This window comes from Pseudomonas sp. GB2N2 (assembly GCF_054897705.1).
The window spans coordinates 2,162,681-2,186,509 of record NZ_CM142701.1 but is presented as its reverse complement, the minus strand read 5'-3'; the positions used below and the strand labels follow the sequence as shown (position 1 = coordinate 2,186,509).

27 protein-coding genes and 1 pseudogene are annotated in these 23,829 nt (G+C 60.0%); 14 read left to right on the top strand and 14 right to left on the bottom strand.

The genetic code is table 11. The annotated features are described in order from the left end of the window. Positions 1 to 28: 28 nt before the first annotated feature. Entirely contained in the window at positions 29 to 1,069 is a 1,041-nt protein-coding gene (locus ACYZT4_RS09935) for an arginine N-succinyltransferase (protein WP_461987358.1), read from the bottom strand. 306 nt (positions 1,070 to 1,375) lie between these two features. On the opposite strand from ACYZT4_RS09935, the gene ACYZT4_RS09930 reads away from it, so the two are divergent. Next, positions 1,376 to 1,948, top strand: coding sequence for a histidine phosphatase family protein (locus ACYZT4_RS09930; RefSeq protein ID WP_461987356.1), 573 nt, complete (start codon positions 1,376 to 1,378; stop codon positions 1,946 to 1,948). Continuing rightward, positions 1,948 to 2,703 (top strand): precorrin-6A synthase (deacetylating), encoded by a 756-nt coding sequence (gene cobF, locus ACYZT4_RS09925; RefSeq protein ID WP_461987354.1) that lies wholly within the window; start codon positions 1,948 to 1,950, stop codon positions 2,701 to 2,703. Before ACYZT4_RS09930 ends, cobF begins: the two co-directional genes overlap by 1 nt. A 25-nt stretch (positions 2,704 to 2,728) precedes the next feature. Here cobF and ftrA read toward each other — a convergent pair whose 3' ends face one another. After that, the gene (gene ftrA / locus ACYZT4_RS09920; RefSeq protein ID WP_461987352.1) at positions 2,729 to 3,703 is read right to left on the bottom strand and encodes a transcriptional regulator FtrA; all 975 of its coding nucleotides are present in this window, start codon (positions 3,701 to 3,703) and stop codon (positions 2,729 to 2,731) included. 101 nt (positions 3,704 to 3,804) lie between these two features. On the opposite strand from ftrA, the gene ACYZT4_RS09915 reads away from it, so the two are divergent. After that, the gene (locus ACYZT4_RS09915) at positions 3,805 to 4,239 is read left to right on the top strand and encodes a rhodanese-like domain-containing protein (RefSeq protein ID WP_461987351.1); all 435 of its coding nucleotides are present in this window, start codon (positions 3,805 to 3,807) and stop codon (positions 4,237 to 4,239) included. Between the two features lie 120 nt (positions 4,240 to 4,359). Here the strand turns inward: ACYZT4_RS09915 and ACYZT4_RS09910 are convergent, their stop codons facing one another. Further along, positions 4,360 to 5,010 (bottom strand): type 1 glutamine amidotransferase, encoded by a 651-nt coding sequence (locus ACYZT4_RS09910; RefSeq protein WP_461987349.1) that lies wholly within the window; start codon positions 5,008 to 5,010, stop codon positions 4,360 to 4,362. A gap of 163 nt (positions 5,011 to 5,173) precedes the next feature. Here ACYZT4_RS09910 and ACYZT4_RS09905 point away from each other — a divergent pair, with 163 nt between their 5' ends. The 3 genes from ACYZT4_RS09905 (at position 5,174) to ACYZT4_RS09895 (ending at position 8,085) form a co-directional block, all read left to right on the top strand. Continuing rightward, positions 5,174 to 5,953, top strand: coding sequence for an ABC transporter substrate-binding protein (locus ACYZT4_RS09905; RefSeq protein WP_461987348.1), 780 nt, complete (start codon positions 5,174 to 5,176; stop codon positions 5,951 to 5,953). A gap of 94 nt (positions 5,954 to 6,047) precedes the next feature. Next, complete coding sequence (locus tag ACYZT4_RS09900) at positions 6,048 to 7,160, top strand: succinylglutamate desuccinylase/aspartoacylase family protein (RefSeq protein WP_461987346.1); 1,113 nt, start codon at positions 6,048 to 6,050, stop codon at positions 7,158 to 7,160. 208 nt (positions 7,161 to 7,368) lie between these two features. Continuing rightward, a complete protein-coding gene (locus ACYZT4_RS09895; protein WP_461987345.1) occupies positions 7,369 to 8,085 on the top strand; it encodes an alpha/beta hydrolase in 717 nt (238 codons plus the stop codon). A 3-nt stretch (positions 8,086 to 8,088) separates the two neighbouring features. Here the strand turns inward: ACYZT4_RS09895 and ACYZT4_RS09890 are convergent, their stop codons facing one another. Both ACYZT4_RS09890 and ACYZT4_RS09885 read right to left on the bottom strand, forming a co-directional pair. Continuing rightward, complete coding sequence (locus ACYZT4_RS09890; protein ID WP_461987343.1) at positions 8,089 to 8,655, bottom strand: DcrB/PsbP domain-containing protein; 567 nt, start codon at positions 8,653 to 8,655, stop codon at positions 8,089 to 8,091. A gap of 113 nt (positions 8,656 to 8,768) precedes the next feature. Then, positions 8,769 to 8,990, bottom strand: a complete 222-nt coding sequence (locus ACYZT4_RS09885; protein WP_461987341.1) for an antitoxin Xre/MbcA/ParS toxin-binding domain-containing protein — start codon at positions 8,988 to 8,990, stop codon at positions 8,769 to 8,771. A 376-nt stretch (positions 8,991 to 9,366) separates the two neighbouring features. Between ACYZT4_RS09885 and ACYZT4_RS09880 the strand changes: the two are divergent. Then, a pseudogene (locus ACYZT4_RS09880) lies at positions 9,367 to 9,555 on the top strand (DUF6124 family protein); the annotation flags it as partial. A 46-nt stretch (positions 9,556 to 9,601) separates the two neighbouring features. Here the strand turns inward: ACYZT4_RS09880 and ACYZT4_RS09875 are convergent. From ACYZT4_RS09875 to ACYZT4_RS09865, 3 genes are all read right to left on the bottom strand, one after another. Further along, complete coding sequence (locus ACYZT4_RS09875; protein ID WP_461987339.1) at positions 9,602 to 9,928, bottom strand: putative quinol monooxygenase; 327 nt, start codon at positions 9,926 to 9,928, stop codon at positions 9,602 to 9,604. Between the two features lie 29 nt (positions 9,929 to 9,957). Beyond that, the gene (locus ACYZT4_RS09870; protein WP_461987338.1) at positions 9,958 to 10,632 is read right to left on the bottom strand and encodes a glutathione S-transferase family protein; all 675 of its coding nucleotides are present in this window, start codon (positions 10,630 to 10,632) and stop codon (positions 9,958 to 9,960) included. 84 nt (positions 10,633 to 10,716) lie between these two features. Further along, complete coding sequence (locus ACYZT4_RS09865) at positions 10,717 to 11,508, bottom strand: hypothetical protein (protein ID WP_461987336.1); 792 nt, start codon at positions 11,506 to 11,508, stop codon at positions 10,717 to 10,719. Between the two features lie 166 nt (positions 11,509 to 11,674). Here ACYZT4_RS09865 and ACYZT4_RS09860 point away from each other — a divergent pair, with 166 nt between their 5' ends. The 3 genes from ACYZT4_RS09860 (at position 11,675) to ACYZT4_RS09850 (ending at position 14,242) form a co-directional block, all read left to right on the top strand. After that, positions 11,675 to 12,202 (top strand): chalcone isomerase family protein, encoded by a 528-nt coding sequence (locus ACYZT4_RS09860; RefSeq protein WP_461987335.1) that lies wholly within the window; start codon positions 11,675 to 11,677, stop codon positions 12,200 to 12,202. Between the two features lie 10 nt (positions 12,203 to 12,212). After that, on the top strand, positions 12,213 to 12,743 hold the full coding sequence (locus ACYZT4_RS09855) for a DUF3833 domain-containing protein (protein ID WP_461987333.1): 531 nt from the start codon (positions 12,213 to 12,215) through the stop codon (positions 12,741 to 12,743). 179 nt (positions 12,744 to 12,922) lie between these two features. Then, a complete protein-coding gene (locus tag ACYZT4_RS09850; RefSeq protein ID WP_461987332.1) occupies positions 12,923 to 14,242 on the top strand; it encodes an Nramp family divalent metal transporter in 1,320 nt (439 codons plus the stop codon). Positions 14,243 to 14,269: 27 nt separating this feature from the next. Here ACYZT4_RS09850 and ACYZT4_RS09845 read toward each other — a convergent pair whose 3' ends face one another. Then, positions 14,270 to 15,157 carry a LysR family transcriptional regulator gene (locus ACYZT4_RS09845; RefSeq protein ID WP_461987330.1) on the bottom strand — a complete coding sequence of 296 codons (888 nt, stop codon included), beginning with the start codon at positions 15,155 to 15,157 and terminating at the stop codon, positions 14,270 to 14,272. Between the two features lie 112 nt (positions 15,158 to 15,269). Here ACYZT4_RS09845 and ACYZT4_RS09840 point away from each other — a divergent pair, with 112 nt between their 5' ends. Further along, positions 15,270 to 15,872, top strand: a complete 603-nt coding sequence (locus tag ACYZT4_RS09840) for an NADPH-dependent F420 reductase (RefSeq protein ID WP_461987329.1) — start codon at positions 15,270 to 15,272, stop codon at positions 15,870 to 15,872. A 99-nt stretch (positions 15,873 to 15,971) separates the two neighbouring features. Here the strand turns inward: ACYZT4_RS09840 and ACYZT4_RS09835 are convergent, their stop codons facing one another. The 3 genes from ACYZT4_RS09835 to ACYZT4_RS09825 are packed head-to-tail and all read right to left on the bottom strand — an operon-like array spanning position 15,972 to position 18,565. Continuing rightward, positions 15,972 to 17,153 carry an acetyl-CoA C-acetyltransferase gene (locus ACYZT4_RS09835; RefSeq protein ID WP_461987327.1) on the bottom strand — a complete coding sequence of 394 codons (1,182 nt, stop codon included), beginning with the start codon at positions 17,151 to 17,153 and terminating at the stop codon, positions 15,972 to 15,974. An 11-nt stretch (positions 17,154 to 17,164) separates the two neighbouring features. After that, positions 17,165 to 17,830, bottom strand: a complete 666-nt coding sequence (locus tag ACYZT4_RS09830) for a CoA transferase subunit B (protein ID WP_461987326.1) — start codon at positions 17,828 to 17,830, stop codon at positions 17,165 to 17,167. Positions 17,831 to 17,866: 36 nt separating this feature from the next. Then, positions 17,867 to 18,565 carry a CoA transferase subunit A gene (locus tag ACYZT4_RS09825; RefSeq protein WP_461987324.1) on the bottom strand — a complete coding sequence of 233 codons (699 nt, stop codon included), beginning with the start codon at positions 18,563 to 18,565 and terminating at the stop codon, positions 17,867 to 17,869. Positions 18,566 to 18,739: 174 nt separating this feature from the next. Here ACYZT4_RS09825 and ACYZT4_RS09820 point away from each other — a divergent pair, with 174 nt between their 5' ends. Next, positions 18,740 to 19,642, top strand: a complete 903-nt coding sequence (locus ACYZT4_RS09820) for a LysR substrate-binding domain-containing protein (RefSeq protein WP_461987323.1) — start codon at positions 18,740 to 18,742, stop codon at positions 19,640 to 19,642. Positions 19,643 to 19,757: 115 nt separating this feature from the next. On the opposite strand, the gene ACYZT4_RS09815 is transcribed toward ACYZT4_RS09820, so the two are convergent. Both ACYZT4_RS09815 and ACYZT4_RS09810 read right to left on the bottom strand, forming a co-directional pair. Further along, complete coding sequence (locus ACYZT4_RS09815) at positions 19,758 to 20,600, bottom strand: NAD-dependent protein deacetylase (protein ID WP_461987321.1); 843 nt, start codon at positions 20,598 to 20,600, stop codon at positions 19,758 to 19,760. Between the two features lie 137 nt (positions 20,601 to 20,737). Beyond that, positions 20,738 to 21,784 carry a class I SAM-dependent methyltransferase gene (locus ACYZT4_RS09810; protein WP_461987319.1) on the bottom strand — a complete coding sequence of 349 codons (1,047 nt, stop codon included), beginning with the start codon at positions 21,782 to 21,784 and terminating at the stop codon, positions 20,738 to 20,740. Between the two features lie 404 nt (positions 21,785 to 22,188). Here ACYZT4_RS09810 and ACYZT4_RS09805 point away from each other — a divergent pair, with 404 nt between their 5' ends. Both ACYZT4_RS09805 and ACYZT4_RS09800 read left to right on the top strand, forming a co-directional pair. Then, on the top strand, positions 22,189 to 23,028 hold the full coding sequence (locus tag ACYZT4_RS09805; RefSeq protein WP_461987317.1) for an HvfB family MNIO-type RiPP peptide maturase: 840 nt from the start codon (positions 22,189 to 22,191) through the stop codon (positions 23,026 to 23,028). Then, positions 23,021 to 23,776, top strand: a complete 756-nt coding sequence (locus ACYZT4_RS09800; RefSeq protein WP_461987315.1) for an HvfC family RiPP maturation protein — start codon at positions 23,021 to 23,023, stop codon at positions 23,774 to 23,776. The genes ACYZT4_RS09805 and ACYZT4_RS09800 overlap by 8 nt, the downstream gene beginning before the upstream one ends. The last annotated feature ends 53 nt before the right edge of the window (positions 23,777 to 23,829 follow it).

The following is a 23,829-nucleotide window of genomic DNA, read 5'->3' as shown; positions in this document are numbered from 1 at the left end:
GCTCGCAGGACACGGGGGCGGACGAAGCTCAAAGGGCGATTACTCGCAGAGGACTGCCTTCGGTCACGTTCAGCGCGGCGCACATCTCGGCGCTCAGGGCCACGGGACTTGCGACTGTGTAGTCAAGGTCCGCGACGATAGCGCGATAGTCTTTCAAAGAATCATTACTCACCAGATAGCGACCGCGAGCATCCATGACGTCGCCTGTTGTGACTCTGGCGATCTCGCTCTGCGCGATGGAGCGGATGCCAGCGAGGCGCGCATACAAGGTTGGGCCTGCGTCGAACAGGTCAACGTAGCTGTTGGTCTCGAACCCCTCGCGTTCAAGGATATCGAACGCTTCCCGGCCATCGGGGTGGATGCGGCCGATGCAATCCTGCGCCGCCTGGGGCAGCATTGGCACGTAGATCGGGTATTGCGGCATCAGTTCGGCTAGGAACTTCCGGCTCTGCAGTCCGCACAGTCGCTCCGCCTCGGGGTAGGGCAGGTCAAAGAAGTGTTTGCCCAGCGCATCCCAGAACGGCGACCGGCCTTCTTCGTCGCTGTAGCCGACGATCTCGGTGATCACCGCTTCAGCGAACCGCTGCGCATGCGCGGCAATGAACATCAGCCGGGCCCGTGACAGCAACTCGGAGGACGACGTGCCCACCAGCGCTGCATCAATGTGAAACCCCCGCAGCAAGGTATGGCCACTGAGGTCATGACACAACGACAGCGCCGGCACGCCATGCTCGATGTTCAGCTCACGCGAGGCGCTGGTGAAATGACGGTTGCGCAGGCTGTAGAACGGTTCGTTGAAACCTGCCGTGGCGAGGATTTCCGAGCAGCCTGACAGACGCCGGTTCGCCAGGTCCTCCAGCACAAAGAAGTAGTTCTCCGGACCGTGAGCCCGGACGTCTTTATCGAATGAGGCACAGGAGTCGAGTATCCGCTCGCGCAAGCGTTCGGTATCGTCCGGCAACGACGTGACGCCGACCAGGCTTTCGCGCGCCAGGCGCTGCAACTCGGGCAGGTCGTTTAATTCCACTGGGCGTAAGAGGTGGTGATTAGCGCTGCTGGAAGAGAACATCCGGGCTCCTGCTGGATGATGGGCAGTGTTTACATTTTTTAATCCGTTTCGGCAGTATTTATTTAACGCGCGCCACATGTCTAGTGAATTTTTGCGCCGTTATTTCGGCGCCAAAATGAGGCGAAATGCCCGTAGTCGCGGGGCTACACGAATGCCGATCAGCCTTGTAGGTCGTCGCCTGATGTGCTGTCGGAGATAGCCGTTTTTTCCCAGGACGGCAGGCGTAATCAAAATCCCCTATCACATTTCTTACGGCACAATTACCCTCTGATAGCGTTTGTTCTTCCTTCAACCGAGTGATCTTTCGTGCAGGCGACCCGTTTAACTCTGATGTGCCACGCTCGAACCGTCGCACAGAAATTGGCGCGTTTTCCTACGGGCGAGCCTGTGGAGATGGATTGGCAATCGGCCCAGGGTTCGCTGCGTTCCCGGTTCACCGGAACGCTACGTCTTGTCAGCGGCCCGGAACTGCGGGCCCGACAAACCGCCGGGCTGTTCGGCAGCGACGTGGAGACTGTTGAAGCACTGAGGGATTGCGATTTCGGGCGCTGGAAAGGCGCGCGAATCGACGATCTGCAAAAATCTGAAACTGAGGCGTTGCAGGCCTGGCTCGACGATCCTCATTCGGCGCCTCACGGTGGCGAGTCGGTGGTGCAACTGAGTGAGCGGGTCGCCGCCTGGCTGGCGACACTGGAAGCAACACCCGGGCATATCGTTGCCATTACTCACCCCTTTGTTATTCGTGCCGCGTTGACCCTGGTCTTGCGCAGCCCGGCATTCAATCTGATCGACGTCGAACCGTTGTCAGCCATCGAGTTGCGGTTCAATGGTCGCTGGCGGCTGCGGTTGTCGGGCACTGGCGTGGAGGGTAACTGTTGATGAAAAAATTGATGGTCATTGGCATCGGCGCGGGCAATCCCGACTACATCACGATGCAGGCCGTGAAGGCGCTGAACCTGGTTGATGTGTTTTTCCTGATGGACAAAGGCCACAGCAAGGACAAGCTGATCGACCTGCGACGGGAGATTTGCGAACGCTACATCACCGGGCACGATTACCGTTTCGTTGAAGCACACAGCCCGGAGCGTGAGCGCGGCGATGTGGACTACAAGGCCAGCGTGGAAGATCTGAACCTCGCCAAGCAGAAGACCTTCGAAACGCTGATCAATGAGGAAATATCCGACGACCAGTGCGGCGGATTTCTGGTGTGGGGCGACCCGTCGTTGTACGACAGCACGATTCGGATCCTCCAGGAGATTCTGGCGTCAGGCCGATCTGTCTTCGAGTTCGAGGTCATTCCCGGCATCACCAGCGTTCAGGTGTTGGCGGCGCAGCACAAGGTGCCGTTGAACCGCATCGGGCGTTCGATTGAAATCACGACCGGCCGGCGATTGGCTGCAGGGCAGGTGAGTGATGCGGACAGCCTGGTGGTGATGCTCGACGCGGAAGATTCCTACCATCAGGTGGCGGATCAGGAGACAGAGATTTACTGGGGCGCTTACCTGGGCACGCCGGATGAAATCCTGATCAGCGGCCAGCTCAAGGATGTGGCGGATGAGATCGAACGAGTGCGCAAGGCGGCTCGGTTGGCCAATGGGTGGATCATGGATACCTACCTTTTGCGCAAGCCCTAGGTACTTCAGTGCCTTAAAACGCTCCTCATATCTTCGCTCCGACCTCCTGCCCAAACCGCTCCCGATATACCGATGGCGGCACACCTACCACAGTGCGAAACGCCACCCGAAAACTCTCTACCGAACGATAACCGCAGCGTTCAGCAATCTGGTCGGTGTTCTGGCGAGTGCTTTCCAACAACTCGCGAGCCCGGGCCAGGCGTTCATGCTGCAACCACGCCTTGGGTGGCATGCCCGTCGCTTCGGTAAACCGGCGCAGGAAGGTCCGCTCACTCATGGCCGCCTCGCTGGCCAGATTGCGAACTTCCAGTGGTTCATGCAAACGTTCCCGAGCCCACTGCATCACGCGGGAAAGATCGCTGCGGGGCGTAGGACTGACCGGGGTTGGAATGAATTGCGCCTGGCCGCCGGTGCGTTGAGGCGACATCACCAGCCGCCGCGCCACGGAATTGGCCACTTGCGTGCCGAAATCCCGCGCCACCAGGTGCAGGCAGGCGTCGATGCCGGCCGCGCTGCCGGCCGAGGTAATCAATTGACCTGAATCGACGTAGAGCACGTCCGGGTCCACCAGGATTTTCGGGAATCGCTCGGCCAGCTCTGTGGCGTAGCGCCAATGGGTGGTGGCGCCGTGACCGTCAAGCAGGCCGGTGGCCGCCAGTACAAAAACCCCCGAACAGATCGACAGCAACCGCGCGCCCCGAGCATGGGCCTGACGCAGTGCCGTGATCAACGCTTCGGGCACCGGGGCGCCGCGATCTCGCCAGCCGGGAATGATGATGGTGCGGGCCTCAGCCAGCAGTTCCAGGCCGCCATCGGCCAGCACCTGAATGCCACCCATGGCGCGCATCGGGCCTGGGTCCACGGCGGCGATCCGGTGTTCGTACCACGGAAAATCGAACTCCGGCCGCGTCAGGCCGAAGATTTCCACGGAGATGCCGAATTCAAATGTACAGAGGCCGTCGTAGGCCAGGATGGCGACCAATCCAGGGTTGGGCTGCATTTGGCGGAAAGTTCCCGGTGAGTGTCTTGTGCGCCACTTTAGCCTCAAGTGAGCCGCGTATAAAGTCGTCTTACACCCACCGTGATTCTGGAGTACGCCTCATGACCAGCCTGGTTTGCCTGATTCCCGCCGCCCCCTCGGCCATCGCCCTGATGCATTTCAGCAATCGTCTGACCTTTGAAACCGATTGTTCTGACGTTCACGGTAGCCAGCAGTCGGGTGACGTGGACTTTGTCCTGGTGGACGTGCGCGGTCCGTTGGCGTTTGAGCGTGGACACGTGCCCGGCGCGGTCAATCTGCCGGGGCGACTGCTGACCGTTGAAGCGCTGGCGGAGTACGGAAAATGCACATTGTTCGTGGTGTATTGCGCTGGGCCACATTGCAACGGCGCCAACAAAGCCGCCGTGAAACTGGCGGCGCTGGGTTACCCGGTCAAGGAAATGATCGGCGGGGTGACCGGGTGGCTGGACGAAGGGTTCGAGTTGAGCACGCCGGTGCTGCGGCCTGCCGCGATTGTCATAGGTTGTGAATGCTGACGTAGATCCCTTGTAGGAGCCGGCTTGCCGGCGAAAAACCTTGAGGCTGGTGCCAATCTCCAGGCCGCCATCACCAGCAGGCCGGCTCCTACGGGTTTTGGTTGTTCATGGGATCGTTGGTCAATTGCCCGAGGTGGCCCACCACTCATCCAGCGTCGCCTGCAACCATTGAGAAACGGCCGCATGCGCGGCACTGTCGGGCTGACCCTGTGGCAGTGGCGATTCATTGGCAAAGTGCGCATTGAGCGCTGCCACCGATTCGGCATTCCACTCCGGGTGAAACTGCAAACCCACCCGCGTGGGCCCAGCGCGATACATCTGCTGCTCGCAGTGATCGCTACTGGCGAGCAGTTGCGCGCCGGGCGGCAGGTCGATTGCGTCTTCGTGCCACTCCAAGACCTTCAGCGTCTGGCCATCGGCGAATCTCACTGAGGTCCAGCCGGTTTCGCTGCGGTCCATTCGCCGCACCGTGCCGCCCAGGCTCAGTGCCAACAACTGCGCGCCCAGACAAATCGCAAACACCGCCGCGCCCTGATCCAGGCAGCCCCCCAGCCATTGCCGTTCGGTGTTCAGCCACGTGGGTCCGGCGTTCGATTCAAACGGTCCACCCAACACGATCACCGGTTCCCCGCTTACGGGCGGTAACTCACCCAGATCGGCGCGATAGACATTCAACGTCAATCCCCGCGACTCGGCCCACGCGGCAATCGCGCCCGGACCTTCGGCGGGGTGGTGTTGGATCAGGTTCAGCCCGCGAATCGCGTCGTTCATTCAGTTCGCCTTTTTTATAAATATTTGTCGCTTAGGCACAATTTACCCGTTTGAAGCCGCTCTAGACTGCCGGCCACTTCGGTCTTCTCTAATAAAACAGCTCTGACCGAAAGCTACCAATCGAACGCTGCCAATAAAAGCCTCCGCACACGGGAGTTATAAAATGAAAAAGCTAGTGATGTTCGGTGCCATGGCACTGTCGATGTTGTCCCTGACCGCTGTGGCCGATGACGCCAAGCCGGTCCGCATCGGTATCGAAGCCGGTTACCCGCCCTTCTCGATGAAAACCCCTGACGGCAAACTCACCGGTTTCGACGTCGATATCGGCGATGCGCTGTGCGAACAGGCAAAAATGAAATGTGTCTGGGTCGAGCAAGAATTCGACGGTCTGATCCCGGCGTTGAAGGTCAAGAAAATCGACGCGATCCTGTCGTCCATGACCATCACCGACGACCGCAAGAAAAACGTCGATTTCACCATCAAGTATTACCACACCCCGGCGCGCTTCGTGATGAAGGCCGGCTCTGACGTGAAAGACCCGCTGACCGAGCTCAAGGGCAAGAAAGTCGGTGTGCTGCGCGCCAGTACCCACGACCGCTTCGCCACTGAAGTGCTGCAGCCGGCCGGCATTGTGCTGGTGCGTTACGGTTCGCAGCAGGAAGCCAACCTGGACATGGTCTCCGGCCGCCTCGACGCGATGCTGGCGGACTCGGTCAACCTCGACGACGGTTTCCTGAAAACCGACGCAGGCAAAGGCTTCGCTTTTGTCGGCCCGACTTACGAAGACGCCAAGTACTTCGGCGGCGGCGCCGGTATCGCTGTACGCAAAGGTGATACCGAGCTGGCGGACAAATTCAACACTGCCATCACTGAAATCCGCGCCAACGGCAAGTACAAAGCCGTGCAGGACAAGTACTTTAACTTTGACGTTTACGGCGAGTAATCCGGCTGTTTAAAAAAGTGGCAACCGTGAATGCGGTTGCCACTTTTTTTATGTTCTTTAATCAAGATTCAGTGCCGCCTATATCGGAGTTCCCATGCAACGCATCGACCATCCCTTGCCTTGGAGCCACCTCGGCAGCGAACGCACCCTCAGCGTGTTTCGTTACGGCACCGGCCCGCGCAAGGTGTATATCCAGGCCAGTCTGCACGCTGACGAACTGCCGGGGATGCGCACGGCCTGGGAGCTGAAAAAACGCCTGACCGAACTGGAAACCCAGGGCCAGTTGCAAGGTGTGATCGAGTTGGTGCCGGTGGCCAACCCCATTGGTCTGGACCAGCACCTGCAAGGCAGCCACATGGGCCGTTTCGAGCTGGGCAGCGGCCAGAATTTCAATCGCTCGTTCGTTGAACTGAGTGCGCCTGTCGCCGAGCTGATCGGCGATCGGTTGGGCGCTGATGCCCAAGCCAACATCTCGTTGATTCGTCAGACCATGGGCCAGGTGCTCGATGATCTGCCGGCACCGAAGTCGCAACTGGAAGCCATGCACCGCTTGCTGTTGCGCCATGCCTGCGATGCGGACATCACCCTCGATCTGCATTGTGATTTTGATGCGGCGATTCATATCTATGCCTTGCCGCAACACTGGCCGCAATGGCAGCCACTCGCGGCTCGACTGAAGGCGGGGGTCGCGTTGTTGTGTGAAGATTCGGGCGGCAGTTCTTTCGACGAATCATGCTCTTCGCCTTGGTTACGACTGGCCAGGGCTTTCCCGGAGGCTGCGATTCCACCGGCCAACCTGGCGACAACTCTCGAACTGGGCAGCATGGGCGATACCCGCGTTCATCAGGCCGTGGCCAACTGCGAGGCGATTCTAGGGTTTCTTGCCGAGCAAGGGTTCATCAAAGGCACTTGGCCGGCGGCACCCGGCGAGTGCTGTGAAGGCATGCCGTTTGAAGGCACCGAATACCTGTTCGCGCCGCATCATGGCGTAGTCAGTTTTCTGCGCGACGCCGGTGAGTGGGTGGAGCAGGGTGACGCCCTGTTTGAAGTGGTCGATCCGTTGAATGACCGGTTGACTACCGTGTGCGCCGGGACCAGTGGTGTGCTGTTTGCGATTGATCGTGGGCGCTATACGCAACCGGGGACGTGGCAGGCGAAAGTCGCGGGGCGCGAGCCTATTAGGGTTGGAAAGCTTATCAACGATTGACCAACATTTTTTGCTGTGGAACAGGGCCCCTTCACGCGGGCAAGCCCGCCCCCACAGGGATTTTTGTTGGCCGCAGATCTTGTGCACGGCGCAAAAACCTGTGGGAGGGAGCTTGCCCGCGAAGGCGGCATCAGCTGCACCGCACGTGCATCGACGGGAAGAGATGTTAGGCTCTGCCCCGAATCCTGCGCGTTGTGAAGGAAGGTTTATGTTTAAGATTCTCGCTCTGCTGACGCTTCTGGCGTCCACCGCCGTCCATGCCGAAACCCCGCTGCACACCGATCTGCCGCTCAAGTACCTGGAGCAGGCCAATCCCGAATCCGTCGATCAGCCCCTGATCATTTTCCTGCATGGTTATGGCAGTAATGAACAGGACCTGTTCGGCATCAAGGACGATTTGCCCGCCCACTACAACTCTCTGTCGGTGCGCGCACCGATCGTGATGGAGGAGGGCAGTTATCAATGGTTTCGCAAGAAAGGCGAGGGCGCCTACAACGGCGAGACCGATGATCTGAAGACCAGCGGCCAGGTATTGCTGGATTTCGTCGCACAAGCGGCGAAAAAATATCACACGCAAGCGAGCAAGGTTTACCTGGTGGGCTTCAGCCAGGGCGCGATCATGTCCTACGAGGTCGGGTTGCGTCACCCCGACGCCGTGGGCGGGATTGCCGCGTTGAGCGGACGGATTCTGCCGGTGCTCAAGTCCGAGCTCACACACGACAAAACTCTCCAGCCACTGGCGATTTTCATCGGCCATGGCACGGCGGACAAGCGCCTTCCCTTCATCGACGGCACCGAGGCCAACAGCCTGTTGCAGAGCCTGTCACTCAAGCCTGAGTTTCACGCCTACCAAGGTGTTGGCCACAACATCAGTGCCGAGGAAGTGCGGGACTTGGGCGCCTGGTTGCAGCGCCTCAATCCCTGAGCCTTACTTACCGCTGACGATCTGTTTGACCAGTGCTTCGTGGCCGGCATTGTCGCTGAGACGGGAAATCACCTGAACCAGCGCCATGCGCTTGCCCGAGGCGGCCAGCACGGTGGTGTCGAGGGTTTTGCCGCCGCCTTGGGTGGCAACGCTGTCGATCTGGCGCAGCCCCAGATTCGTGCCTTTTTGGGTCAGGCTTTTCTCATTGAGCTTGGTGAAATCCGGCAGTGCCTTGGCTTGATGAGTGGCGAAGTCGGCCGCTGTGCCGTCGAGGAACTCACTGTCGTTGTCTTTGACGGTGGCGCCACCGGGGATGATGTTTTCAGCCGCGATCACCACGGTTTTCGTGGTTTCGTTGGTGTACATGGTGCCACTCGCGCCAGTCGGGTCCGCCGGCAGCGGATTGGCAACGAAGCCTTTGGGCAGGGTGAATTTAAACTTGTCGTCCAGCATTGAGACCTTCTGCGCCGGCCCTGTGTCGGCAGCCTTGGCGGCATAAGCGTTCAAAGCCCCCAGGCTGGCAACCGCCGTCAGCAGCAGGACAACGGTTTTTTTCTTCAACAACGACATTCTGAATCTCCAGGGTGGGTCTCGCAGTGGGGGCGATCATCCCATGGAGGTTGTGACGCATTCCAGCGCGGGATAACGGACGGTCGGGTTGCTCAGCATTCGGAGCGAAGCATTCATTGATAGACACCATGTTCAATCCGGCTCAAATAGTCCTCTATGACTTGGACGCCGAGCGGGTTGTTGACCAGTTCTAGGGGGATATTATTCGTCAAGTATTTGCAGGGTTTATTTAACCAGTCTTCAGCCAGCGGCTGATCGCCAAATACGATGGTGGCGTGTTTCAGGACTTCTTCAAACTGGAAGGCAACTGTCATTTTCGGGTCATTGAGTGGCATTTTTTGCTCTCCTTCAACTAATGCTGAAATGGGTCCCTCACCGGATTTGGCTTCACCACGCTAGTCCTAAACTTTCCGATAGCCAACCCGAAAAGCTTGTGGGAAAAAATCCGCTTTTTTGATTTGTTTCATCACTTGTGGGAACGATGTTGACGGCAAATGCACGGTTTCACGAGCCTTGTTTAATTGCGCTCTGTGTTACTTCATGAAAGCTACAACTCCCTGCGCCGTTGCTTGCAGGTAAGGAAGAATCCGCCGGCTTGTGCGCTTTTTAGTGGGTTCCATTGTTTTCCGGTCGCTGAAAAACGCAGTGATCGGGTTTGGGAGACCCTCACCATCGACGCGTAGCGTCACCTTGTTCGGCCCTTTCTCAGGGCTGCGTTTCCAGACCCTGCGTGGCCATGCGTGCGAGTCGCTGGCATGGGCCAATGTCTTGGCCCTGGATGTGGCAGATCATATGGACGGGACCCGTCGCACTTCGCTGTTGGGCATTGCGCAAGTCATCTCGCTTGGGGAGCTGGCGGTGAACCAGGCACTGGATAAATTCGACGCCGCCGAGGAATAAGGACACTCGTGGTGAAAGTCTGGCCTTCACCACGGGATTTGTGCATTTACACTGCCCGGCGTACCGGATAACTCTCGATCACCTCCAGAAACTCGATCCGGCGTTCGCTGGCCAACAGCTCCGGCAAGTGCTTTTCGTACTCTTGGCGGTACGGCTTGCCCAGGTGACGGGTGATGAAGTCTTCCTTGCTGCAGTTCCAGGTTTCGTAGAGCACCAGGGTGTTCGGATCGTCCTGCAATTGGTGGACCCAGGTGTTGACGAAGTCTGGCTCGGCCGACATCTGATGTACCACGTCCAGCAAGCGCTCTCTGGTTTCGGCAAAACGTTCCGGTTTGGCCGGCAGGTAAACGACAAACGCGACTTGATCACTCATTTTCATCACCTTTGCATGCGTGGAGTGGCTTACTGCGCCTGGTTCTGGGGGAACAGATTGCGACGGGTTTCTTCGTCGAATTCGGCTTTCAGTACCAGCTTCTCTTTGAGGCTGTGAGCACGCACTGCCGCCGGGCGAGCGCTGATTTCATCGAACAGGCGCTTGACGTTCGGATAGGCCGCCAGACCGTTTTCGCCAAGGACATACGGCGCGTAGTTGGCCCAGCCCCACAGTGCCATGTCGGCGATGCTGTAGGTGTCGCCGGCCAGGTACTGGTGGTCGGCCAGACGCTGGTCGAGCACGCGGTAATGACGCTCGACTTCCTTCAGGTAACGGTTTTTTGCGTAGGCAATATCTTCCGGTGCGTGATGCAGGAAGTGCACAGCCTGGCCGGAGAAAGGCGACAGGCCGGTGGCGATGAACATCAGCCACGACAGCAGCTCGCCTTGCCCTGCAACAGAGGTCGGCAGGAAGCGCTGATGTTTTTGTGCGAGGTGCAACAGGATGGCCTGGGAGTCGAACACGGTGGCTTCGCCATCGACTAGCGCTGGTACTTTCGCGTTCGGGTTGATTGCCAAAAAGGCTGGCTGGTGTTGTTCGCCTTTGAAGGTGTCGACGCCGATCAACTCGTACGGCGTTTGCAGCTCTTCGAGCAGCAGGGCAACTTTCATCGGGTTCGGCGAAGGGTGGAAAAAGAACTTCATGGTAGTGGCCTCAGTCAGTGGTTGGTCGGTAACTGAGGCTGATGATGGGCAAATCCCGTTCGATTGACGTGCGAGGTTGTTGTTCTACCCGTTCGAAATAGTTGAATGAGTTGTCGGCGTCTTCACCGGTTTTGCCAAAAGGCGTTTAGTAACACCGAGCATTGCCACCGACACGGCAACGCCGAAACCGAACGCGGACAGGCCCATACCGGGCAAGGTCAGCGCGACAACCAAGCAAAACGTTGCAAACGAATACATTCCCGTCGCCGTGGCGCGCAACAGCGCTGCGGTGAACGCCGGGCCGCGGGTTTGCTGGGAAAACACCGCCATCACGCTGCCCAGTACCGGAAACACCGCGAGCAATCCGCTCCAGCGTTCGCCGACGGTGCTGGCGAGCAAGGTGACCGCCAGGGTCAGCAGGGCGCCTGCAATCATACGCAGCATTAATTTGTCGGACTTCGGTGCCGGCCCCGCAACGATCGGCTGTATTGTCGGAAACAGGTACGGCGCCGCCAGCAATGCGGTTGCGGCGGCGATCACCGAGAACACCAGGGACGGCGGAATCAGCGACAGCACAGCGGCCACCGTCGCCCAGACCATCAGCGAAATCACCAGCGCCCAAGGCCATCGCGCACGTTGTGCGACCTGAGCGTAGGTCACGCAGAAGGCAATCATCGCAAACATGGCGGATAACGCCGCCGTCGCCGATTGCGCGGCAAACACCTCGCCTTGCTCGATGGCGAGGAAGAACAGAATTGGCCCGACCACCACCGGCAATCCCGACAGCCAACCGGCAACGCTGGGGCCCCAGCGTTTGCCCGCGAGAGAGATCAGCAACAGAAATCCGGGAATGACCAGCAGTTTGAGCAGCAGCACGTAGGCGGCTCCGACCTGAGTGAGCGGGCAACGTTAGCATTGAGTGCAGAAGATTGCTTCGGGAATCAGCGCGTTTTGTATACAAAAATTTAATCTGCTAATAGTTGTACAAAAACGTCTATTGCGTATAGGTTTTCAACAGGCCCTCACATTGGCTCGACCAACCATGAACAGACCACGATTGCGCTTGCTGTTGTTGCTGTCGGGATTGTTTGCCACCCAGGCTTTTGCCAGTTGGCAAGAAGCATTGCCCGGTGCGCAGATCATCGGTACCGGAGAGTTTCGGGTGTTCGGTTTCGATGTCTACAACGCTCGGCTCTGGAGCGCCTCGCGGCCACTGGCCGCGGACCAGCCGTTTGCCCTCGAGTTGATCTACCAGCGCAGTATTTCCCGGGACGACCTGGTGCAGGCCAGCGTCGATGAAATCAAGCGATTGTCCGGCGCTTCGGTCAGCGCCGAGCAACTCGAACGCTGGAAGGCGCAGATGCAGCAGTCGTTCGTCGATGTCCAAGCGGGCACGCGCATTACCGGGGTGTATTTGCCGGGGCAGGGCGCTCGGTTTTTTGTCGGCCAGCAGCCGCAGCATGACGTGAAAGATCCGCAGTTCGCCCGGGCATTTTTTGATATCTGGCTCGACCCGCGTACGCGTAACCCCGAATTGCGCCAGCAATTGCTGGGCACCACCGCGCCTTGAGGGCCTCGTCATGCTGAAAATATGGTTGCTGGTGCTGGTTGTCTGCCTGGCCGGTTGCAGTGGCGTCAATGTGCAGCGCTACAGCGAGCAGACTCCCAAACTTGATTTGCCCGGGTTCTTCGTCGGCCGGGTCGACGGTTGGGGGATGTTCCAGAAACGTTCTGGGGAAGTGATCAAGCGCTTCCATGTGCTGATCAACAGCCGCATGGACGGCCAAAATCTGATCATGCATGAGGACTTTACCTACAGCGATGGCACCAAGCAGACCCGGGTCTGGACGTTGCGTCCTGCCGGCCCCGGTCTTTGGCGTGGTACGGCCGGCGATGTGGTCGGCGAGTCTAGCGGTGAGGTGGCAGGAAACGCCTTGCATTGGCGCTATGTGCTGAGCCTGCCGGTGGACGACAAGATTTATCAGGTGCATTTCGATGACTGGATGTATTTGCTGGATGACAACACCATGGCCAATCGCTCGGCCATGACCAAGTTCGGTTTTGAATTGGGCCAGGTGACGTTGTTTTTCCGCCGACATGGAGCTTTGTAGGAGCCTGCTTGCTGGCGATGCGGCCGGTGTGGTGTGTCAGACATACCGCTTTCGCTGGCAAGCCAGCTCCCACAGGGGATCTGCAGTGCGTCCGGCAGGACAACTTTGCCGGAAAGCCCCTTGGGCACAAACGCTGAACCGTCTAAGCTGCCCCCTCCCACGTGTTTCCGGATGTGTATGTGAAATTCAGCTTGCCCAACGTCGCCACTGCACCGTTTTGCCCACCGGAAGTGGCGGGCAGCGTTGCCGTTGACCCTCGCGCATCCTTCTTCAAACGTGTCCTGCTTTTTGCCGGTCCGGGTTTGCTGGTGTCCATCGGCTACATGGACCCGGGCAACTGGGCCACCGCCATCGAAGCCGGTTCGCGGTTTGGCTACAGCCTATTGTTCGTGGTGCTGCTGGCCAGTCTGGCGGGGATGGTGGTGCAGTGTTTGTGTTCGCGCCTGGGCATCGCCACCGGGCGTGATCTGGCGCAGTTGTCCCGCGAGCGCTACAGCACGCGGACCGCGCGCACCCAGTGGGTACTGGCGGAAATCTCGATCATCGCCACCGACCTCGCCGAGGTGCTCGGCTGTGCGCTGGCATTCCATCTGCTGCTGGGTTGCTCGCTGACGGTCGGCATTGCCCTCACCGCATTCGACACGCTGCTGGTGCTGGCCCTGCAAAACCGTGGCTTCCGCCGACTGGAAGCGATCATGCTGGTGCTGGTGAGCACCATCGGCGTGTGTTTTTTTGTGGAACTGCTGCTGATCAAGCCGTATTGGCCGGACGTGTTCCGCGGATTCACGCCGTCGCTGTCCGCCATCGGCGGTGCCGCGCCTTTGTACCTGGCGATTGGCATTCTGGGCGCCACGGTGATGCCGCATAACCTGTACTTGCACACCTCGATCGTACAGACGCGGATGATCGGCAAAGACCTGGCCAGCAAACAGGACGCGGTGAAACTGGCGCGCATCGACACCATTGGCTCCCTCGCGCTGGCGCTGCTGGTCAACGCCGCGATCCTGATCCTCGCGGCGGCGGCGTTTCACAAGACCGGGCACACCGATGTGGTGGACATCCAGGATGCCTATCACTTGCTCGATCCCTTGGTGGGCGGGGCGTTGGCCAGTGTGTTATTTGGCGTGGCATTGCTGGCGTCCGGCCAGAGTTCGACATTTACCGGCACCATTGCCGGGCAGGTGATCATGGAGGGCTACCTGAACCTGCGGATTCCCTGCTGGCAACGCCGGTTGATTACCCGCGGGCTGGCGCTGATCCCTGCATTTATCGGCGTGTGGCTGATGGGCGATAACGCGATTGGCAAGATGCTGGTAATGAGTCAGGTGGTGTTGAGTCTGCAATTGCCGTTTGCGTTGTACCCGTTGATCCGCATGACCAACGATCACCAGTTGATGGGGCCCTTTGTGAACCGGCTGCCGACGCGGGTGCTGGCATGGGGGTTGTTTGTGGTGATCAGTGGGGCTAACAGCTGGTTGATCTTCCAGTTCATAGCTTGATCGTTCCCACGCAGAGCGTGGGAACGATCAAAATGCATCAACCATGAAATCAATAAACGCCCGTGTCTTGGCCGGCATCAGCGTCCGGCTCGGGTAGTACAGCGAAATCGGCCCCGCATCGGCGTGCCAGCCCGGCAGCAAGCGCACCAGCTCCCCGCGCTGAATATTCGCCGCCACATCCGGCAACACCAGCAACGTGACCCCCAACCCAAGTATTGCCGCCTCACGCATGGCCGCCGGGTCATTCAGGACGATGTTTTCGTTCAGGCTGGCCGGTGCTTCATGGCCTTCACCATCCTGCATCACCCATTGGCGAATCCGTCCGGTGCGGCTGCCACGCATGACGATGCCGTTGAACCGCTGCAAGTCCGCCGGACTGCCGGGCAGCGTGCGTCCGGCCAGGTAAGCGGGGGAAGCCACGGCCACGATATTCGCCTGGGCCAACGTCCTCGAGACGACGCCCAACGTCAGCTCGAAAACTCCACCAATCGCCGCGTCATACCCCTCCGCGATCAAATCCACCTGACGGTTTTCGAAGTGCCATTCCGGGCGAATCAACGGATAGCGTGCAAGGAATGTCGGCAGCAATGGCAGCACATGGCTGATGCCAAACGTCGGCGGCAGGCTGACCTTGAGCACGCCGGCCGGCTCACCCTGGTCGCTGCTGACGGCGCTGATCGCTGTCTGCAACGCCTGCAGATTTCCGCTGATACTGGCCAGAAAACGTTCGCCAGCCTCGGTCAGTGACAGCTTGCGGGTCGAACGCTGGAACAGGCGCACGCCGATGTTCCGTTCAAGCATCGCCACATTGCGGCTGACCGCCGCGGGCGTGAGCGCGAGCAATCGAGCCGCCCCGGAAAAGCTCCCGGTTTCGGCGCTGCGAACGAAGGACTCAAGGTTGGCGAGGGTTTCCATGGCTGACACCTGATAGCAATGCTTGAAAATAATTCAAGGTATTACCATCTAAACAAGGGCCAATGGCAAGCGCAGTATCCACTCCAACGACAACCCCCTGGAGTTAACCAACATGAGCACAATCGGAATCATCGGCGCCGGCGTTATCGGCGCAGCATTTGCCAGAGCCCTGTCGCGTCAGGGCATTGAAGTGATCATCGCCAACAGCCGTGGACCTGAAACCCTCGCTTCGCTGGTGGCGGAACTCGGCCCGACGGCGCGCGCGGGTACCCGTGAAGCCGCCGCCGCCCAAGCGATCGTGTTGGTGGCGGTCAACTGGTCGAAGTTACCGAAGGCACTCGCCGGGTTGCCAGACTTCGGCGGGCGGATTGTGATCGATGCCAACAATTCGATTGAGGCGCCATCGTATGAAGCCGTTGATTTGAGCGGGCGGATGTCCAGCGAAGTGTTCGCCGAATGGGTGCCGGGGGCGCGCGTGGTGAAGGCGTTCAATCACCTGGCAGCGCGTTTTCTGGAGAGCGATCCGGCAGCGGAGGGCGGTCGACGGGTGCTGTTTATCTCGGGCGATGATGCCGAGGCGAAAGCTCAGGTGGGGGCGTTGATCGAGCGCTTGGGCTTCTGCGGGATTGATCTGGGGACGTTGAGTGTCGGCGCGCGACTGACGCAGTTTCCGGGTGGGCCGTTGCCGATTCTGAACCTGGTGAAGTTCGGCTGAAGGCCACGCAAAAAATAAACCCGGTGCGACATGAGTCACACCGGGTGTTTTGCCAGACTGCGCAGTTCTTCGTGGGTCCCCGCGCCGTCTGTTGAACGCTTACGCCCGCTCGAGCGCCAGTGCCACGCCTTGACCGCCACCGATGCACAGGGTGGCGAGGCCTTTGCTGGCGTCACGCTTGATCATTTCGTGCAGCAAGGTCACCAGCACGCGGCAACCCGAGGCACCGATCGGGTGACCGAGGGCGATGGCGCCGCCGTTGACGTTGACCTTGTTCAAGTCCCATTCCAGGTCCTTGGCCACCGCCAGGGATTGCGCGGCGAAGGCTTCGTTGGCTTCGATCAGGTCGAGCTGGTCGATTGACCAGCCGGCTTTGCTCAGGCAACGGCGCGTGGCCGACACCGGGCCGATGCCCATGATCGCAGGATCAACGCCCGCATTGGCATATGCAGCGATTTTCGCCAGCACCGGCAAACCGAGGGCCTTGGCTTTTTCCGCGCTCATCAGGATCACGGCAGCGGCGCCGTCATTCAGGGACGAAGCGTTGCCGGCCGTCACCGAGCCGTCCTTCTTGAAGGCCGGTTTCAGTTTGCCCAGGGATTCGGCGGTGGTCCCGGCCCGTGGCTGTTCGTCGGTGGCGAAGGACAGCGGATCGCCCTTGCGCTGCGGGATCAGGATCGGCGTGATTTCATCGACAAAACGCCCGGCTTCGATGGCGGCCGTGGCTTTTTGCTGAGAGGCGGCGGCGAATGCATCCTGCTGCTCGCGGCTCAGGTTGTACGTGTCCGCAAGGTTTTCGGCGGTGATGCCCATGTGGTAATCGTTGAACGCATCCCACAGGCCGTCGCTGATCATGGTGTCGACGATTTGTGCGTGACCCATGCGCAGACCGGTGCGCGCGCCCGGCATCACGTAGTTGGACAGGCTCATGTTTTCCTGGCCGCCGGCAATGATCACCTCGGCATCGCCACAGCGAATCGCCTGGGCACCCAGATGCAGCGCTTTCAGACCCGAGCCGCAGACCTTGTTCAGGGTCATAGCCGGCACGGCGAACGGCAGGCCCGCCTTGATCGAGGCCTGGCGCGCAGGGTTTTGCCCGGCGCCGGCAGTCAATACCTGGCCCATGATCACTTCATCGACTTCAGCCGGGTCGAGGCCGGTTTGCGCCAGCAACTGACGGATCACCGCAGCGCCGAGGTCAACGGCGGATACACTGGCCAGCGCACCCTGGAAGCTGCCAATGGCGGTACGGGTGGCGGCAACAATGACGACTTCTTGCATGGAATGATTCCTCACTGGGCAGCGAACTGCATTTGCGGAACATGATCGGGCACGATCAGCTTGCCGGCGGTCTTGGCGACAATTTCCTCGACGCTGACGCCCGGCGCGCGTTCCTTGAGAATGAAGGCGCCGTTGTCGATTTCAAGGTACGCCAGGTCGGTCAGCACGCGTTTGATGCAGCCGGCGCCGGTCAGCGGCAGGCTGCATTGGGACAGCAGCTTGGACTCACCGTCCTTGGACGCGTGGGTCATGATGACGATGATGTTGTCTGCGCCGGCCACCAGGTCCATGGCGCCGCCCATGCCCTTGACCAGTTTGCCGGGGATCATCCACGAAGCGATGTTGCCTTGCACGTCGACTTCAAACGCGCCCAGCACGGTCAGGTCGACATGACCACCGCGAATCATCGCGAAGGACTCGGCCGAGGAGAAAATCGACGCGCCGATACGTGCAGTCACCGTTTGTTTGCCGGCGTTGATCATGTCGGCATCGATGGTTTCTTCAGTAGGAAAAGGACCCATGCCCAGCAGGCCGTTTTCCGACTGCAGCATGACTTCCATGCCTTCGGGAATGTAGTTGGCGACCAGGGTCGGAATGCCGATGCCGAGGTTCACATAGAAGCCGTCCTGCATTTCGCGGGCGACGCGTTGAGCCATTTGTTCGCGGGAAAGTGCCATTGTTGTTATTCCTTCATTCGGTCCGGGGGCAGGGGATCACTTACGCACGGTGCGCTGTTCGATGCGCTTCTCGAACGTGCCGCAAATGACCCGGTCGACATAGATGCCAGGGGTGTGGATCTGCGCCGGGTCCAGCTCGCCGGGTTCGACGATTTCTTCGACTTCGACCACGGTGATTTTGCCGGCAGTGGCGGCCAGCGGGTTGAAGTTTTGGGCGGTGTGGCGGTAGATGACGTTACCGAAGTGGTCGGCTTTCCAGCCTTTGACGATGGCGAAGTCGCCGGTGATGGATTCTTCCATCAGGTACTTGCGGCCCTTGAATTCGCGCACTTCCTTGCCTTCGGCAACCGGGGTGCCGACGCCAGTTGCGGTGAAGAACGCCGGAATGCCGGCGCCGCCCGCGCGCATTTTTTCCGCGAGGGTGCCTTGGGGGGTCAGGACGACTTCGATTTCGCCTTTCAGCAATTGGTCTTCGAACAGTTTGTTCTCGCCAACGTAGGACGCCACGACTTTGCTGATCTGCCGGTCTGTCAGCAGCACGCCGAGGCCGAAACCGTCGACGCCGCAGTTGTTGGAAACCACCGTGAGGTCGCGGGTGCCCTTGCGCTTGATTTCGGCGATAAGATTTTCCGGAATCCCGCACAGGCCGAAGCCCCCAGCGATCACGGTCATGCCGTCTTCAAGACCTGCCAGAGCTTCCTCATAGGAACTCACGCGCTTGTCGAAACCTGCCATATGCACCTCTTTTATTCTTTGTGGGCGGCTGGCTAGCCGAATGGGACGAAGTGTCTCGCCGGGCAATTGATTTGTTAAGTTGATTTTTAGGGTTGATTGATTCATAAAACTCAACAAATCGCTGCTTTAATCCTGCAGCTTGAAGCTTGTAGCTTACAACTGGAGCGACGCGAGATGACCGTCAAGCAGATCCGCGCCTTTCTGGCCGTGGCCCAGAGCCTGAGCTTTGCCGTGGCCTGCGAGCGGTTGCACCTGTCCCAATCGGCGTTGAGCCTGACCATCAAGGCCTTGGAAGAAGGCCTCGGCGGACGCCTCTTCACCCGCAATACGCGCAATGTCGCGCTAACCGCCGAGGGTGAATCCCTGGTGCCGCTGGCCCGGCGCCTGATCGCCGACTGGGACAACGCCGAAGATGAACTGCGCCAGCGTTTCACCCTGCAACGCGGGCGGGTGACGCTGGCGGCGATGCCGTCGTTTGCCGGCAACCTGCTGCCGCCGATCCTCAAGACGTTCCGCGCGCGCTACCCGAAAGTCAACGTCACCGTTAATGACGTGATCAACGAGCAGGTGCTGGAGATGGTGCGGGACCGGCAGGTCGAGCTGGGCGTGGCGTTCGAGCCGACGCAGAGTTCCTCGCTGCACTTCACGCCGTTGTACATGGACCGGTTCGTGGCGGTGGTGCCCCTTGATTCTGCGTTCGCCGAACAGACTGATATCGACTGGCAGACCTTGCTCAAGGAGCCGTTCATCACCTTGCAACGACCGTCCACGGTTCGAGTGATGCTGGAGGAGCACTTGCAGGCGCGGGGGATGAAGTTGCCGGTGGAGTTCGAGAGTCATCAGTTGGCGACGGTCGGGAAAATGGTCGCGAGCGGGTTGGGCGTCAGCGCGGTGCCGGCGTTGTGCGCCGGGCAGATGCGCGAACTGGGCGCGCGCTGTCTCACGCTGCGCGATCCGGTGGTGGAACGGGCGATCGGGGTGTTGACGAAACCGGGGGTTGAGCTGTCGGCGGCGGCGCAGGCGTTGTTCGATATTTTCAAGCAGGAGAACCTGGGTGAGCGAGTTTTCAAGCACTGATCACGGTCCAACTGTGGGAGTGAGCCTGCTCGCGATAGCGGAGTGTCAGTCGAGATAAACGTCTACTGACTCACCGCTATCGCGAGCAGGCTCACTCCTACAGGGTTAGTGGTGATCAGGGTGTCATGCGTTGGGCCAGCAGCGGCAACAGCTGTTCGCAGGAGCCCTCAATTTTCATGTCCAAGAGGTCATCTGCCCGGGTCTTGCCCAGATTGATCGCCAGCAACGGCTTGCCTTGATCCGCCACGGCCCGGCACAGCCGAAACGCCGAATACGCCATCAGCGACGAACCCACCACCAACAAGCCCGCGGCTTTCTCGACTGCCGCCATCGCCTTTGCCGCCGTCACCTGCGCCACGTTCTCACCGAAAAACACCACGTCCGGTTTCATTCGTTCACCAGCACAATGCGGGCAGTGCGGCACCCGGAACCGTGCCTCGAACGCCGGGTCGAGCAAGGTGTCGCCATCCGGCGCCTGCACGGCGTCGACGCCGGCGAGGTAGGGGTTCTGCGCTTCCATCAGCTTCTGGATCGAATCCCGCTCGCTGCGCTGCCCGCAATCCAGGCAGAGCACCCGATGCAGGCTGCCATGCAGTTCAATGACGTCATGGCTGCCGGCCTGATCGTGCAGGGTGTCGACGTTCTGGGTGATCAGCGCACTGATTTGCCGGCTACTTTGCAGGCCGGCGAGGGCTTCGTGCGCCACGTTCGGCTGGGCCAGGCGCACTCGCGGCCAGCCGAGCATGGCCCGCGCCCAGTAGCGGCGCCTGGATTCCGGGGCGGAAAGAAATTCCTGATACATCATCGGCTGCCGGCCCCGCCGTACGCCCTGATTGTCGCGGTAGTCCGGTATGCCCGACGGGGTGCTGATGCCCGCGCCGGTCAGCACCACAAACGGTTGGTCGGCCATAAACTGCTGGAGCCGGTCGAGTTGTTCGCGGATGCGGCGGTCGAGCATGTTCAACACTCCGGTAGACCTGGGGTGTCTGCAGGGTAGCACCGAACCCTTGGATTCCGGCTTGTTGACCATGATGATCGCGATTCCCCTTGTAGAAGCCCGGCTTGCCGCACCTCGGGCTCCTACAGGTGGAATGCTTACTTGCGAGCTTCTAAAATAAGGTTGAACGGGGTTTCGGTGGCTCGACGGAATGTCTTGAATCCTGCCTCCGTGAACACTTTGCGCAATCGCGCTTCCCCAGCCTGGGCACCGAGCCCGAGGCCGACTTCCTGCGACAGCGAGTTTGGTGTGCAAATGAACGTCGAGGCCGCATAAAACAACCGCCCAACCGGGGTCACGTTGTCGTCGAGCTTGTCATTGGCAAACGGTTCCACCAGCAACACCGTGCCATCCGGTTTCAGCGATTCATACGCATGCCGTGCCGCGCCCACCGGGTCGCCCATGTCGTGCAGGCAGTCGAAGTAGCAGATCAGGTCATAGTCATCGCCGGGGTAACTTTTCGCCGTGCCCTGGAAGAACCGCGCCCGACCGGACACACCACCGGCTTCGGCGCGCTGGGTGGCGACGGTGACGGACGGCGCGTGGTAGTCGAAGCCGACAAAACGCGAGTCCGGAAACGCCTGGGCCATGATCACCGTTGAGGCCCCATGCCCGCAGCCAATGTCCGCGACCTTGGCGCCGGCCTCCAGTTTGGCGACCACGCCTTCCAGCGCCGGCAGCCATTCGGCCACCAGGTGCGCTTTGTAGCCGGGCCTGAAAAAGCGTTCCGTGCCACTGAACATGCACGGGTGGTGATCGCCCCAAGGCAGCGCGCCGTTGCCGCGCATGGCCTTGACCAGCTTGTCCTTGTCATGAAAAAACGACGCGACCACCCCGACACCGCCGGCCACGTAGACCGGGGAGTCTTCAATGGCCAGCGCCAACGCTTGCTCTTCCGGCAGACGGAACTGGCCGTCATGGTGTTCCATGTAACCGGACGCGGCGTGGGCGCTGAGCCATTCGCGCAGCAGGCGGGCGTTGCAGCCGGTTTTATCGGCGAGCGCTTCCGGGCTGGTCAACTGGCTGTCGGCCATAGCCCGGTATAGCCCGAGCTCTTCACCGAGGATGACATTGGCAAGCATCGCCGCGCCGCCCATGTCGTTCACCAGTTTGCCCATGAAATCATTGAGTCTGGCCTCGTCCATCTCGTGTGCTCCTGTGACAGGATCACGGTCCAGAGGCGTTTTTCGAGGCTGACACCTCTGGGCGGTGGTCGTGGGAATGAACAGGACGATTGCTGCGTCCTGGGTGCATTTAGTTTAGTTCGGGGCCCGCGCAGTGCTGGCTCGAGCGACGAAAGCCCTGGCACCACGAACCCCCGTGGGAGTGAGCCTGCTCGCGAAAGCGATCTAACCTTCAACATTGATGTCAACTGGCAGGACCTCATCGCGAGCAGGCTCGCTCCTCCAGGGGATGTGAGGTGTGTATCGCACTGTATCTAACTCCTTGCTCGATACAGTTCCCGGCAATACCCGGCCACTGCAGCCACAATCCCGATACACCCCGTCGGTTAACTGTAAGTCCGTTTTGAACACTTGAGATCGCCATCATGCAGAGCCCATTCACATCGACAAAGGTCAGCGTAGGACTCGGCTTGCGCCGCGGTTTGATGAAAGACCTTCAGGCAGCACCGCTGGGCGATTTCGACTTTCTGGAAGTCGCGCCGGAAAACTGGATCGGCATCGGCGGCGCCCATGGCGCGGCGTTGCGGGCGCTGGCCGAGCGCTATCCGTTGTCCTGTCATGGCTTGTCGCTGTCACTGGGCGGGCCCGCTCCGCTGGACGTCGGTTTCTTGCAAGAGATCCGGGCTTTTCTCGATCAATACAACGTGCCGCTGTACAGCGAACACCTGAGTTACTGCAGCGATGACGGTCACCTTTACGACCTGTTGCCGCTGCCATTCACCGAAGAAGCGGTGCATCACGTCGCCGCGCGCATTCGTCAGTCCCAGGACATTTTGGGTCGGCGCCTGGCGGTGGAAAATGTCTCGTATTACGCGGCGCCGCAGCAGGACATGGACGAGCTGACCTTTACCAATGCGGTGCTACGGGAAGCCGATTGCGACCTGCTGCTGGACGTCAACAATGTGTACGTCAACTCGATCAATCACGGCTTTGATCCGCAGGCCTTTCTCGCGGGCATCGATGCCGGCCGGGTGGTGGCGATGCACGTGGCCGGGCATTTCGATGAGTCTGACACTCTGAAAATCGACACCCATGGCGCCTCGGTAAAACCGGTGGTCTGGTCGTTGCTGGCCGAGGCTTACGCCCGATTCGGTGCGCAACCGACCTTGCTCGAGCGCGATTTCAATTTCCCTGCGTTCGCTGAGTTGGTTGCCGAACTGCGCACCATCCGTCGTCTGCAGGCCGAGGGGGTGAACCGTGGATAAGTCGGCGCTGTTCCAGCAGCAGAACACCCTCGGTCTCTACCTGCGTGACCCCGAGCACTGCGCGCCGCCGGAGGGGATGGATGTGGCGCGGGCCCAGGTTTACCGCGACTTGATTTTCAACAACCTGTCGATGTTGCTCCGTGGCACGTTTCCAGTGCTGATCAAGATTCTCGGCGATGAACACTGGCGTACGCTGGTGCGCATCTTCCTGCGGGACTACCGCGCGCGCACGCCGAAATTCGGTGAAATCGCCGAGGAGTTTGTCGGGTTTCTTGCCGCACAGCCGGCGGCACTGAATGACGGGCCATGGCCGCCGTTCATGGTGGAGCTGGCGCATTACGAATGGGTTGAGATGGCGTTGCAGCAGTCCGAGGCTGAGTCGTTGCCGGTCAGTGATGCCGGGTTGTTGCTGGATCGGCCGCTGCAGGTTTCACCGCTGGCCTGGCCGTTGGCGTATGCGTGGCCGGTGCAATGGGTTGGGCCGGATGTTCAACCTGAAACCCCACCCGCGCAACCGACATTGCTGCTGGTGCGGCGAGTGGAAGACTGGAGTGTGAAGTTTTCAGAACTGAGCCCGTTGGCGTGGCGGTTGTTGCAGCGGATCGGCGAGTTTAATCAGTTGAACGGGCGTGAGCAGCTGGAAGGATTGGCCGTCGAGGCGGGCGCGACGGGATCGCAGGACTTCATCGACAGCGGCGCGGCATTGTTGCGGCAGATGCACGGGGAAGGGGTGGTTGGCCCGCAATAACACAGCCATCTGTAGGAGCCTGCTGGCTAACGATCGCTGCGTACCTGACACAC